Here is an 11,519-nt window from a genome sequence, read left to right as displayed (position 1 = left end):
AAATTAGTCCTTAGTTAATGATGATAATGCTGGCTGAACCATCTGTTCGACCTTTAGAGCATATTGATTATTTACGGAGCCATATTTCGCTTTCAGCACCGGCACGTTGCCGACGCTGGCTTCAATAAGCTCTTGTTTGTCGAAGGCAATGACATCACCTTTCTTCATTTGCATCACATTCGAAAGCCGCGTTTCCACACCCGCAAAGCTGGCAACAAGCTCCAGCTGGGTTTCACGCATCTGACTGGCAAGTAATCCGCGCCAGTTAGCATCTTCATAACGTGAGTTATCCATCGGCGGATTACTCAGCAATTCACGTAAAGGCTCAATCGAACTGAAAGGAATACAGATATTAAATTCGCCACGATGTGAACCAATTTCCACCGAGAACGGTGTGGTCACCACCACATCATTGGGTGACGAGGTGATATTGGTAAACTTCACCTGAATTTCAGAGCGAATGTATTCCGTTTTAATTTTATAGATGGTGCTCCAGGCGAATTCATAAGCTTCACGCGCCATTGACAGCATGCGATGAATAACGCGCTGTTCGGTCGGGGTAAATTCCCGCCCGTCGGCCTTGGTGGGGAAACGGCCATCGCCACCAAACAGATTGTCCACCGCCATAAACACCAGCCCTGGCGAAAACGCCATCAGCGAGGTGCCGCGCAGCGGATTCAGATGCAGCAGATTCAGGTTGGTTGGCACCGGCAGGTTACGGGCAAACTCATGGTATGGCTGAATCTGAATATTGCCCGCAGTGATATCCGGGCTACGGCGCAGTAAATTAAACAGTCCCATACGGAACTGTCGGGCAAAGCGTTCATTAATTATTTCTAGCGAATGAAGTCGTTCACGAATTACCCGGCGTTGCGTATGCGGATCGTAGGGTTTAATGCCCCCGTCCACTTCGCCACCGGCATTTTCGTTGCTGCTACTGCTACCGCTATCGGCATTAAGCAGCTGATCAATTTCATCCTGTGATAAGAAGCTATCCACCATAATATTTACCGCAGAATAAATTCATTAATTAAAATATCGGTAGGTTTCACCGCCAGGTTTTTACCGATGGGCTTTGCCATCTCTTCTTTCAAACTTGCAATCAGCTGCGTCTTGCCTTCATCGGTGGATAACGCTTCATAGGTCTGCTGGGTTAATAACATAAACAGACGACTGCGATATTCCGGCAAATATTTTTCCAGCAGCAGCAGCGATGGCTGATCGGCCACGCGCACCGATATGCCAATAAATAACACGCGATCGGCTTCATTGCTGGTTGGCTTAAGGCTGACGGTAAAGGTATTCAGCGATAAATAAAGCGGATTAATTTCTACCGCCGGCTGGACGACTTCTGCCTGCTCAGCCTCTTCCGTCACCGGTTTAGCTGACTTCATTTGCCAGAATAAATATCCCGCCGCGCTACAGGCGGCGACGGAAATTAGCAACAACAGGGGAACCAGCAGCGAGCGTGATTTTCCACCCTGCGTGGCATTTTGCTTTTTCTTACTCATTGATTGTTAGCTCTAAAATAAAGAAAGACGGTTCACAGCCCTGTCATTCGCATGGCCGGTATTGTAGTCCAGGTTATCCGCTGAATAATCAGGCGATAAAATTTCATACATGAAGCTATTTCAGCACTTCAGGCAAAGGTATTGATTCCGTGGATATTTCCCGCGGTTTGGTTGATCACAACAGGCGAAGTTTCTTCTTCTACGCTGTTTTCATCCCCCTGCTGCGGTGCCGGATGCTGATTTTCTGACGATTCGCCCTGCGCACCTGCGCCGGCATAGGGGTTATCAGCGCTGACGCTCGCCTGCGAAAGCTGCAATCCTGATTCCGCCATGGCGGCACGCAGCTGCGGCATCGCCTGCTCCAGAGCATGACGTACCTGCGCATGTTCACTGACGATATGAATCTGCGCCTGCTCCTGATGCAAACGCAGGCTGATTTGTAACGAGCCCAGCTCTTCAGGATGAAGACGAATTTCGGCGTTGTGCACGCCGTTACGGCTGAACATCACAATCTGCTGGCTAACTGCCTGCTTCCATTCGGGTGTTTGCGGCGCATAAGGCACGGTAGCGACGGCGCTGATGCTAACGTTGTTACGGACAGGCGCGGATACGGGAGCCGCCACTGCGGCTACCACGCTGGCTTCATTGCCAGGCAGCGTCTCGCTGTGCTGTGGCGCGGCACTGCTGCTGGCGATCATAGAAGCCAGAGAAGGCTCTTTGCCCGGTCCGGGTGTCTTCGTCTCGGTAGCGGCGGCTTTTGCCAATGCGCCAAACGCTTCGGTTAACGGCGCGGGGTCTTTTGCGGCCTTCACGGTGATGCCATTTTCCGCTGCCGAGGCAACGTTGTGGCTCACCAGCTGCTGAAGCTGCCATTGTGGATTGCCCGGCACCAGCGTTTCGAGCAGCGCCAGCGGGTCTGCTTCCCGCTCAGCCTGCTCCACCAGCGTCTCGCCCTGTTGCGGTACGAGGCTGTCCAGCGCGGCGGCGAGATCGCTGGGCAACGCGTCACTCAGTTCTACTGGCAACACGGCTGCTTCGAGCTCGGGCATCAGATCGGCAAGGGCCACATCGCCAGGCAATAGCATCGCTGGCCCCGTCGGCAACGCGGTGTGCACCAGGCCCAGGTTCTGCAGCTTATCGTCCAGGGCGACAGCAAAGTCCGCGCCGGTAAATTTCCCTTTCGCTGGCAGCAGATCTGCACCGCCGCTGAGCAGTGCAGTAACGTCAATATTCATAGTCTCTCTCGTTTCTGTCCGGCCCGTTGGGCGAACTCATCCATCAACTTCTGTTCCTGCCGTGTTTCCACCTGAGCACGCGCGGTTTCACGTCGCACAATCAAGGTTTCAAACGCGTTCAAGCGCTGTTTGTCATGCACCCAGCTGGCCTTTGCTTGATCCACCGCCTTTTCACAGCGGTTAACGTGGGTAGCGTGCTGCTTCACCACCTGGTTAAGGGATAAAACAAAGGATTGGTGATTCACCAGATCGGCCATCGACATGCCGCGCTCCATCATTCCCTGGCGCAGCGAGTGCTGATACTCCCGCTCATAGTGCTGTAACTGCTCATGCTGCTGAACCGCATCCTGCAAGCGCTGCTGCACGCCACCCAACGCGCGAGTGGTATCCGTCAGCTTCTCTTCTGCCATATCCCGCAGCAGGGTCATCGGGTTTTTTACCTTCATCAGCTTATTCCGTTAGGGTGGGAAACAGGTGGTTCAGCGCGCCGATCGCGTCGTCATAGCCGCTGCGTTCATGGATGGCCTGATGGAGAAAGGCCTCCAGGTCCGGATATTGGCTAATCGCCTGGTCGAGCAAGGGATCGCTGCCTTTTACATAGGCACCTACGCTGACCAAATCGCGGTTACGTTGATAGGCAGAGAGCAGCTGTTTAAAACGCTGCACTTTGCGGTACTGCGCGTGCGGGATCAGTTCGGTCATGGCACGACTGATTGACGCTTCAATATCAATCGCAGGATAATGCCCCTGCTCTGCCAGCCGGCGCGACAGGACGATATGGCCATCCAGAATGGCGCGCGCCGAATCGGCAATCGGATCTTGCTGGTCGTCGCCTTCGGTCAGAACGGTGTAAAACGCGGTGATGGAACCGCCGCCAGGCATACCGTTACCGGTGCGCTCAACCAGCGCGGGCAAACGGGCAAAGACCGACGGTGGATACCCTTTGGTCGCCGGTGGCTCACCAATGGCCAGCGCCACTTCACGCTGCGCCATGGCGTAACGCGTCAGGGAATCCATAATCAGCAGCACGTTCATGCCCCGATCGCGGAAATCTTCGGCGATGCGCGTCGCGTAAACGGCACCCTGCATGCGCAGGATCGGCGAGACATCGGCAGGCGCGGCAATCACCACCGCGTGCTCACGTCCCTCTTCACCGAGAATGTTCTCGATAAAATCTTTCACTTCACGGCCACGTTCACCAATCAGCCCCACCACGATCACATCGGCGGTGGTGAAGCGTGCCATCATGCCTAGCAGCACACTCTTACCCACGCCCGATCCGGCGAACAGGCCCATACGCTGGCCACGACCGACCGTCAGCAGGCCGTTGATGGCGCGTACGCCCACGTCCAGCACGGTTTTAATAGGATCGCGATGGAGCGGATTGAGTACCGGCGTGAACAGGCTGGCGGCTGGTTTACCGGCCGGTGGACGACCATCCAGCGGCCGCCCTTGCGCATCCAGCACGCGGCCTAACAGGTGCGGCCCAACCGGCAGCTGTTTGCCCTGGCTGGTATCGGCTTCGGGCGCGTACACGCGTGCGCCGGGCAGAATGCCATCTACCTGCTCAAGCGGCATCAGGTAGAGCGTGGAGCCGTTAAAGCCCACCACTTCGCTCTCTACCGCGCTAATGCCCTGACTGGTGCGACGCTCAACAACGCACAGCGCGCCAATCGGCAGTTTGAGCCCAACGGCTTCCATCACCAGACCGGTGGCGCGCGTGAGTTTGCCGTACTGGCGGAAACAGGGCATGTCGCCCAGCTTCTCTTCCACACGATCCAGCGCCTGCAGCCAGTTTTTCAACTGCTGACTCATTGTGACAGCTCCTCGCGCGCCAGCTGGCACAGCGCCTGCCAGCGTGTTTCCAGGCTGGCATCAAACTCCACTTCCGGCGAGATGATGCGGCAGCCGCCGGGGGCCAGCTGCGCATCGCTGTGCAGCTCCCATCCCAGCTGCGCCAGGGTGTCACCCATGGCGGCGGCGACATTCTGCCGATCGTCTGGATGCACGTAGAGTTGCATGGTGCCGTGCAGCAGCGCGTCCTGTTTCATCAGGTTGCGGATCTGCTTCAGCAGCGCCGTGTTGTCCGCCACGCTGGCCGATCCGTACAGCTGCTGCACCGCCATTAATGAAAGCTGCACCAGACGCCCCGGCACCAGGCTTTCCAGGCTGTCCATCGCCAGTTTAAAATTGCTGACCCAGCCCTCGGCCTGACGCAGCAGCTGTTGCTGCTGGGCGACGGCATCGGCTTTGCCCTGTGCCAGTCCGGCTTCGCGGCCTTCGCGTACGCCCGCGTCAAAACCCTGCTTGCGGCCCTCTTCCTGACCACTGCTTAGCCCCTGCTGATATCCCTGCTGTTCGGCCTGCTTGCGTAAGCGGGCCAGTTCGGCCTGAATGTCCTGTTCGCTTTGAAGGCTATCCAGCGTTGGCAGCGGTGCGGCCACGGCGCTGGTATCACTCAGCAGGTTATCAGGCTGCCAGCTGCGCCATTCCGTGCCGCTGGCCTGCTCAAACTTTTTATCAAACGTAGGCATCGTCGCTGCCTCCGATGATGATTTCGCCGGTTTCGGCCAGGCGGCGCACCACGTTGAGGATGGTTTTCTGCTCCGCTTCCACCTGCGACAGGCGTACCGGTCCGCGCGACAGTAAATCTTCTTTCATCAGATCCGCCTGACGACGCGACATATTGAAGAAGAATTTCTCGCGCAGCGGTTCGTCGGCCCCTTTCAGCGCAATCAGCAGGGTTTCGTTCTCGATCTCCTGCAACAGGCGCTGGATGCTGCGATCTTCCACTTCGACCAGGTTTTCGAACAGGAACATCTCGTCGATGATCTTCTGCGCCAGTTCGCCATCGAACTCACGCACGGCCTCAATGGCCAGCTCTTCCTGCTGCGATTTCATCAGGTTGAGAATCTCTGCGGCAGGTCGTACCCCGCCCATTTTGCTGCGTTTGAGATTCTGACCGTGCAACAGGTTATTCAGCACTTCGGTCAGCTCCTGCAGCGCAGCTGGCTGAACGCCGCCGAAGGTGGCAATACGCAACATAATGTCGTTACGTTCGCGATCTTCGAATTTGCCCAGTACATCAGCCGCCTGGTTGCGCTTAAGGTGCACGAGGATGGTGGCGATGATCTGCGGATGCTCTTCGCGGATCAGGTCAAACACCGACTGCGGCTCCATAAAGTTCAGCGTTTCGATACCGTTGGTGCCCTGATGGGTATCCAGCAGATCTTCCAGCAGCGAGGTCGCGCGCTCTTCGCCCAGCGCCTTAACCAGCACGCTGCGCAGATAATCGTTGGTGTTGAGGCTGAGCGCAGCGTACTCGGTTGAGTCTTTCTTGAACTCACGCAGTACCGCAGCCATCTGGTCATGGGTGAATCCCGCCATGTTGACCATAGAGCTACTGATCTGCTTTACCTCATGGGCATTGAGATGCTTAAACACCTCAGCGGCCAGTTCATCGCCCAGCGTCAGCATGACAATGGCGCTTTTATCTGAGGCCTTCATTTAGTGTGTTCCTTATTCATCCACTGACGGATAACCAGAGCAATGACGCGTGGCTCCTGCTCCGCCAGTTCACGCAGCTGTTGGCTGTTGATTTCGGTATCGACGCGCTGCTGCGCCCGATCGCTGGCTTCCTTCTCGGCGGCACGTTTTTTCGCCGCAATCTCTTCCTGACGCGTCTCTTTTTCAATCTCAAGACGGCGCAAGGTGATCTCGTGGTGGCGCAGCCACGCTGGCTGAACCAGCTTGCGCCACATCACCCAGGCAATAAGCGCAATCATCAGATAGCGGGCCAGCGTCATCATCAGTGACTGGAATCGCTCTTGCTTCCAGATCGGCGGCAGCGGCTCTTCCACAATGCCGTTGAACGGCGAGTTCATGATATTGACGCTGTCGCCACGGCTTTCGCTGTAGCCGATCGCCTCTTTCACTAGCGCGCTAATGCGCGTCAGCTCCGCCTCACTCAGCGGCTGCACTTTGCCCTCTTCGCCCTGCGGTAGATGGTTAATCACCACCGCGACCGAAAGACGTTGAATGCTGCCCATGTTGGATTTGATGTGCGTCAGCGTGCGATCCAGCTCGAAGTTGGTGGTTTCGTCACTGCGGTTGTTAAAAGGCTGTCCGCTGCTGGCAGGCGTGGACGTTGACGTCGTGGTGCTATTCGCATTGGTGCCTTTCTTCGCCTCCGCTGCCGCCGTGTTTAGCGGTTGGGTAATCGGTGCCGACGCTGGCGTTGGTGGCGAGTTGCTCAGCGCACCAGGCACGCCGCCGGTGGCGCGACCATTGCCCTGCTCAGCAAGGCTGGCCTGACGGCTACGAATCGCCATTTTTTGTGGATCGGCGTTCGGCTGATACTGTTCCTGCGTTTGCTCTTGCTGGGTGAAATCAAGCTGCGCGGTGACCTGTGCACGCACATTACTGTCGCCCACCAGCGGCGCCAGGATGCGCTGGATGCGCTGCTGATAATCATTTTCCAGTTCACTGGTGTATTTCAGCTGTGAAGTTTGTAAGCCACCCACGCCACGTTGCGTCAGCAGATTGCCACGCTGATCGACGATGGTGACGTTCTCTGCGGTCAAACCCGTGACCGCACTGGAGATCAGATGGGTGATCGCCACCACCTGCCCTTCATCCAGCGTCCGGCCTTTAATCAGGTTGACGGTCACCGATGCCGTTGGCAGCTTTTGGTCGCGCACAAACATCGAGGGCTTCGGTACCGCAAGATGTACACGTGCCAGCTGGATAGGACCGAGGTTTTCGATGGTGCGAGCCAGTTCGCCTTCCAGCGCGCGCTGGTAATTCACCTGCTCGCTGAACTGGCTGGTGCCGAATTTCTCCTGGTCCATCAGCTCAAAGCCTACCTCGCCACCTTTCGGCAGCCCCTGCTGCGCCAGCTTCATGCGCACTTCATGCACCTGGGCTTCCGGCACCATAATCACCCCGCCCGGTGTATCAATGCGATACGGGACGTTGAGCTGAGACAGCTGCGCGACAATGGCACCGCCATCCTCATCGCTGATGTTGCTAAACAACACTTTATAGTCCGGCTCTTTCGCCCAGAACATCAGCGCGATAATCACTGACAATGCCGCGGCGGCGCAAATCACCAATAGCAATTTCGGGCTGCTACGCAGCCATGATATTGCCGATTTAAATTGCTCAGCCGGGTTGTTGGTTAAATCATTCAATGTGGCACTCATGCCTGATCCTGTAAGAAATATCATGTATCGATAATGCGTGCCGGCTGACGCCTGAGCGTATACCGATAACGACAAATTCAAATTCGTGGGAGAATTTTCAGGCAGGCATTATCGACGCATTAGGGGAAAATTTAATCCCGGATAAGCTCAAAGTTCTGTTCGCTTATCGGATTTTCTTCAGGTTTTATATACATGTTAAGCTGCTGACGTTTAAAAGATGTGCAATTAACTCAGTATTAACAAATAGCGTTTTATTTTACTCACTCAGGACGTAAAAAATGTCAGCAACACTCATGCGTGGCGTGCTTGATCAGATCCAGACCCAGGCGCAGCAGCTTTCAGGCGCACCGAAAGCCAGACTGGACGCGCCCGAGAAAGGCTTCTCTTTTTCAGATGCGCTATTTAACAGTATCAATGAAATAAACAAAACTCAGCTCGATGCCAAGAATACCACGCAGCAATGGATGTCTGGCGCCAGTGATATTGGCCTGAATGACGTTATGCTCTCTATGCAGAAGTCATCAATTTCATTTAGCTTCGGTATGCAGGCGAGAAATAAGATGATTAGCGCCTATCAGGAAATAATGAACACGCCGGTTTAAGGCTTGTTAATATTCTATGAGCCTAATTACTAGCAACTCTGCGCGCTTATTACGTCATCAGCTGATTTTATCGGATGGCGAATTAGCGCGCTTTGGCAAATTAATTTACCGCCGCGCCGGTATTGTGGTTAATGCCCATAAACGCGAGATGATTTTTAATCGTCTTTCGCGTCGTGTGCATGAATTGGCGCTGAATAACTTCAGCGAGTACGCGCAGATTCTTGAATCCCATCCGGAACATCCGGAGTGGCAAACATTCATTAATGCGCTGACCACTAACCTGACCTCCTTCTTCCGTGAGGCCCACCATTTTCCGGTGCTGGCGCAGCACGCGCATCAACGCCGGAACGGCTACCGCGTGTGGTGCACCGCCGCCTCTACCGGTGAAGAGCCCTGCTCAATCGCCATGACGCTAAATGAAACGCTCGGCGCCTCCCTTTCCGGACCGCGTATCTGGGCCTCGGATATTGATACCGACGTGTTAGCCCGGGCCGAAGCGGGCGTCTACCGTCTGAGCGATTTAGACACGCTGTCGCTGATGCAGAAGCGCCACTATTTTTTACGCGGCTCGGGTGAGAACAGTGAAATGGTGAAGGTGAAGCGTGAACTGCTGGCGAGCATCAACTATCTGCAGCTCAACCTGCTGGATGCCAACTGGGCAAGCGTGCCTGAGTCTGTCGACGCGATTTTTTGCCGTAACGTGATGATCTACTTTGATGCACCTACCCAGGAGCGTCTGCTGCAACGCTTTGCCCGCATGCTGAAACCCGGTGGGTTGCTGTTTGTCGGCCATTCCGAACATTTCAACTATCCGAATATCCCGCTGCGTCTACGCGGGCAGTCGGTATATGAAGTGCTGGAGAGCCGCGCGTGAAGCGGATTCGCGTCATGGCCGTGGATGATTCCGCACTGATGCGCAACATGCTCAGCGCCATCATCAATCAGCAGCCGGATATGGAAATGGTGGCCACCGCGCCGGATCCGCTGGTGGCGCGCGAGCTGATCAAGAAACTCAATCCGGATGTGCTGACGCTGGATATCGATATGCCGCGCATGGATGGGCTGGAGTTTCTTTCCCGCCTGATGCGGCTGCGCCCAATGCCGGTCGTGATGATCTCATCCATGACCACGCAGGGTTCACACACCACTCTGCGTGCGCTGGAACAGGGCGCGGTGGATTTTATCGCCAAACCCGATGCGCACACCAACAGCGACTGGCAAGAGTGGGGCGAACGCGTGGTGGAGAAGATTCGCAGTTCGGCAAAAGCCCGGTTGGGCCAGGGTCACGCCAGCCCGCAGCAGCGTCAGCCCATTTTTGACGCGCGCGTGGGTCACGAAAGTCTCATTGCCATCGGATCCTCCACCGGCGGCACCGAAGCACTGCGCCGGGTGCTGGTGCAGATGCCGGTCAATTGCCCGGGGATTGTGATTGCCCAGCATATGCCCGCGGGCTTTACCCGCTCCTTTGCACAGCGCCTCGATTCGCTTTGCGCGATCAACGTGCGTGAAGCGCAGGATGGTGAGCGCGTGCAGATGGGCACCGCGTTGATTGCGCCAGGCGATTTGCACATGGAGATCGTGCGTCAGGGCAAAGGTTATGCCGTTCGCCTGAGCAACGCGCTGGAAGTGAATCGCCATCGTCCTTCGGTGGATGTGCTGTTTCACTCGGTGGCGTTGCATGCCGGTCGACACGCCAGCGCCGCCATTCTCACCGGCATGGGCCACGACGGCGCGCGCGGCATGCTGGCGTTATACAACGCTTGCGCTTACACCCTGGCGCAAAGCGAAGCCACCTGCGTGGTGTTTGGCATGCCGCGCGAAGCCATAGCGCTGGGCGGCGTGAAAGCGGTGGTCGATCTCGATGATATCAGCCAGCACCTGCTGGACAGTTTTAGCCATAACAAACAACGAAACAGAACGTCTGCCGGACGTTCAGGAGACAACTCACATGACGGATAAAAGCCTGCGTTTTCTGGTGGTCGATGACTTCGCCACCATGCGACGCATCGTACGTAACCTGCTGCAGGACCTGGGTTACAAGAACATTGAAGAAGCCGAAGACGGACAGGATGCGCTGAATAAGCTGCGTGCTGGCGAATTCGATTTCGTGGTCAGCGACTGGAACATGCCGAATATCGACGGTCTGGAACTGCTGAAAACCATTCGCCTCGATCCCGCTATGGCGAAAATGCCGGTGCTGATGGTTACCGCTGAAGCCAAACGCGAAAATATTATTGCCGCCGCCCAGGCCGGTGCCAATGGATACATCGTTAAGCCGTTTACCGCTGCCACGCTGGAAGAGAAGCTCGGCAAAATTTTTGAAAAACTTGGGTAATGAGCATGGCTTCGGATAACACGAAAGATCTCTTTTTACGCATTGGTCAGCTGACTCGCCTGCTGCGTAATAGCATGGCCAATCTCGGGCTAGAGCAGGCGATTATGGAAGTGGCCGATGCCTTTCCCAATACCCGCGATCGCCTTAACTATGTGGTGGGTAAAACCTCACAGGCCGCCGATCGTGCGTTAACCAGCGTTGAAGTGGCCCGTCCGCTGCAGGATACGCTGAGCGAAAATGCCACGCAGCTGAGCGCACGCTGGGATGCCTGGTTCGCCAATCCACAGCCGCTGGACGATGCGCGCGAGCTGGTTAAAGCGACGCGCGGCTATCTGCAACAGGTACCGGAATTAACCCAGCTGACCAATCGCCAGCTGACCGAAATCATGATGGCGCAGGATTTCCAGGATCTCACCGGCCAGGTGCTACAAAGCCTGATGCATGTGATTGAGACCGTGGAGAAAGAGCTGATTAATGTGCTGGTTGAAAACATGGGTGAACGTGAAGCCGTCGCGCCGCCTGAGATGGAAAATCTGAAAAACGGTCCGCAAATCGATGCCATGGCAGAAGGCATCGCCACGTCTCAGGATCAGGTAGATGACCTGCTGGAGTCGCTCGGCTTCTAACCCGGC

General features: G+C 55.9%; 13 protein-coding genes. 5 read left to right on the top strand and 8 right to left on the bottom strand.

Going from position 1 to position 11,519, the window contains the following annotated elements:
• Positions 1–3: 3 nt before the first annotated feature.
• The 8 genes from fliM to fliF form a co-directional block, all read right to left on the bottom strand.
• Positions 4–1,002 carry a flagellar motor switch protein FliM gene (gene fliM, locus AAGR08_RS06380; protein ID WP_097096811.1) on the bottom strand — a complete coding sequence of 333 codons (999 nt, stop codon included), beginning with the start codon at positions 1,000–1,002 and terminating at the stop codon, positions 4–6.
• A gap of 5 nt (positions 1,003–1,007) precedes the next feature.
• Positions 1,008–1,511, bottom strand: coding sequence for a flagellar basal body-associated FliL family protein (locus tag AAGR08_RS06375; RefSeq protein WP_097096810.1), 504 nt, complete (start codon positions 1,509–1,511; stop codon positions 1,008–1,010).
• Positions 1,512–1,639: 128 nt separating this feature from the next.
• Entirely contained in the window at positions 1,640–2,746 is a 1,107-nt protein-coding gene (locus AAGR08_RS06370; RefSeq protein WP_345829147.1) for a flagellar hook-length control protein FliK, read from the bottom strand.
• Positions 2,743–3,192, bottom strand: coding sequence for a flagellar export protein FliJ (gene fliJ, locus AAGR08_RS06365; protein ID WP_097096808.1), 450 nt, complete (start codon positions 3,190–3,192; stop codon positions 2,743–2,745). The genes AAGR08_RS06370 and fliJ overlap by 4 nt, the downstream gene beginning before the upstream one ends.
• A gap of 4 nt (positions 3,193–3,196) precedes the next feature.
• Entirely contained in the window at positions 3,197–4,561 is a 1,365-nt protein-coding gene (fliI, locus tag AAGR08_RS06360; RefSeq protein ID WP_345829146.1) for a flagellar protein export ATPase FliI, read from the bottom strand.
• The gene (locus AAGR08_RS06355; RefSeq protein WP_097096806.1) at positions 4,558–5,280 is read right to left on the bottom strand and encodes a flagellar assembly protein FliH; all 723 of its coding nucleotides are present in this window, start codon (positions 5,278–5,280) and stop codon (positions 4,558–4,560) included. The genes fliI and AAGR08_RS06355 overlap by 4 nt, the downstream gene beginning before the upstream one ends.
• Positions 5,267–6,253 (bottom strand): flagellar motor switch protein FliG, encoded by a 987-nt coding sequence (gene fliG / locus AAGR08_RS06350; RefSeq protein ID WP_097096805.1) that lies wholly within the window; start codon positions 6,251–6,253, stop codon positions 5,267–5,269. Before fliG ends, AAGR08_RS06355 begins: the two co-directional genes overlap by 14 nt.
• Positions 6,250–7,950, bottom strand: coding sequence for a flagellar basal-body MS-ring/collar protein FliF (fliF, locus tag AAGR08_RS06345; RefSeq protein WP_345829144.1), 1,701 nt, complete (start codon positions 7,948–7,950; stop codon positions 6,250–6,252). The genes fliG and fliF overlap by 4 nt, the downstream gene beginning before the upstream one ends.
• 278 nt (positions 7,951–8,228) lie before the next feature.
• Between fliF and fliE the strand changes: the two genes are divergently transcribed.
• From fliE to cheZ, 5 genes are read left to right on the top strand one after another with little or no spacing between them, the layout of a single operon-like run.
• Positions 8,229–8,552, top strand: coding sequence for a flagellar hook-basal body complex protein FliE (gene fliE, locus AAGR08_RS06340; RefSeq protein ID WP_345829143.1), 324 nt, complete (start codon positions 8,229–8,231; stop codon positions 8,550–8,552).
• Positions 8,553–8,568: 16 nt separating this feature from the next.
• Entirely contained in the window at positions 8,569–9,426 is an 858-nt protein-coding gene (locus AAGR08_RS06335; RefSeq protein ID WP_097096802.1) for a CheR family methyltransferase, read from the top strand.
• Positions 9,423–10,511 (top strand): chemotaxis response regulator protein-glutamate methylesterase, encoded by a 1,089-nt coding sequence (locus AAGR08_RS06330; protein WP_345829141.1) that lies wholly within the window; start codon positions 9,423–9,425, stop codon positions 10,509–10,511. The genes AAGR08_RS06335 and AAGR08_RS06330 overlap by 4 nt, the downstream gene beginning before the upstream one ends.
• On the top strand, positions 10,501–10,887 hold the full coding sequence (cheY, locus tag AAGR08_RS06325) for a chemotaxis response regulator CheY (RefSeq protein WP_097096800.1): 387 nt from the start codon (positions 10,501–10,503) through the stop codon (positions 10,885–10,887). The genes AAGR08_RS06330 and cheY overlap by 11 nt, the downstream gene beginning before the upstream one ends.
• Positions 10,887–11,513, top strand: a complete 627-nt coding sequence (gene cheZ, locus AAGR08_RS06320) for a protein phosphatase CheZ (RefSeq protein WP_345829140.1) — start codon at positions 10,887–10,889, stop codon at positions 11,511–11,513. Before cheY ends, cheZ begins: the two co-directional genes overlap by 1 nt.
• Positions 11,514–11,519 lie beyond the last annotated feature (6 nt).

Origin of the sequence: Pantoea sp. BRR-3P (assembly GCF_039621635.1) — a bacterium.
Taxonomy (GTDB): domain Bacteria; phylum Pseudomonadota; class Gammaproteobacteria; order Enterobacterales; family Enterobacteriaceae; genus Pantoea; species Pantoea floridensis.
This window is presented reverse-complemented; position numbering and strand designations above follow the sequence as displayed.

Excerpts from the sequence above, each read along its gene's own strand:
- fliM (WP_097096811.1), bottom strand. The coding sequence starts at position 1,002 with ATGGTGGATAGCTTCTTATCACAGGATGAAATTGATCAGCTGCTTAAT.
- AAGR08_RS06375 (WP_097096810.1), bottom strand. The coding sequence starts at position 1,511 with ATGAGTAAGAAAAAGCAAAATGCCACGCAGGGTGGAAAATCACGCTCG.
- AAGR08_RS06370 (WP_345829147.1), bottom strand. The coding sequence starts at position 2,746 with ATGAATATTGACGTTACTGCACTGCTCAGCGGCGGTGCAGATCTGCTG.
- fliJ (WP_097096808.1), bottom strand. The coding sequence starts at position 3,192 with ATGAAGGTAAAAAACCCGATGACCCTGCTGCGGGATATGGCAGAAGAG.
- fliI (WP_345829146.1), bottom strand. The coding sequence starts at position 4,561 with ATGAGTCAGCAGTTGAAAAACTGGCTGCAGGCGCTGGATCGTGTGGAA.
- AAGR08_RS06355 (WP_097096806.1), bottom strand. The coding sequence starts at position 5,280 with ATGCCTACGTTTGATAAAAAGTTTGAGCAGGCCAGCGGCACGGAATGG.
- fliG (WP_097096805.1), bottom strand. The coding sequence starts at position 6,253 with ATGAAGGCCTCAGATAAAAGCGCCATTGTCATGCTGACGCTGGGCGAT.
- fliF (WP_345829144.1), bottom strand. The coding sequence starts at position 7,950 with ATGAGTGCCACATTGAATGATTTAACCAACAACCCGGCTGAGCAATTT.
- fliE (WP_345829143.1), top strand. The coding sequence starts at position 8,229 with ATGTCAGCAACACTCATGCGTGGCGTGCTTGATCAGATCCAGACCCAG.
- AAGR08_RS06335 (WP_097096802.1), top strand. The coding sequence starts at position 8,569 with ATGAGCCTAATTACTAGCAACTCTGCGCGCTTATTACGTCATCAGCTG.
- cheY (WP_097096800.1), top strand. The coding sequence starts at position 10,501 with ATGACGGATAAAAGCCTGCGTTTTCTGGTGGTCGATGACTTCGCCACC.
- cheZ (WP_345829140.1), top strand. The coding sequence starts at position 10,887 with ATGAGCATGGCTTCGGATAACACGAAAGATCTCTTTTTACGCATTGGT.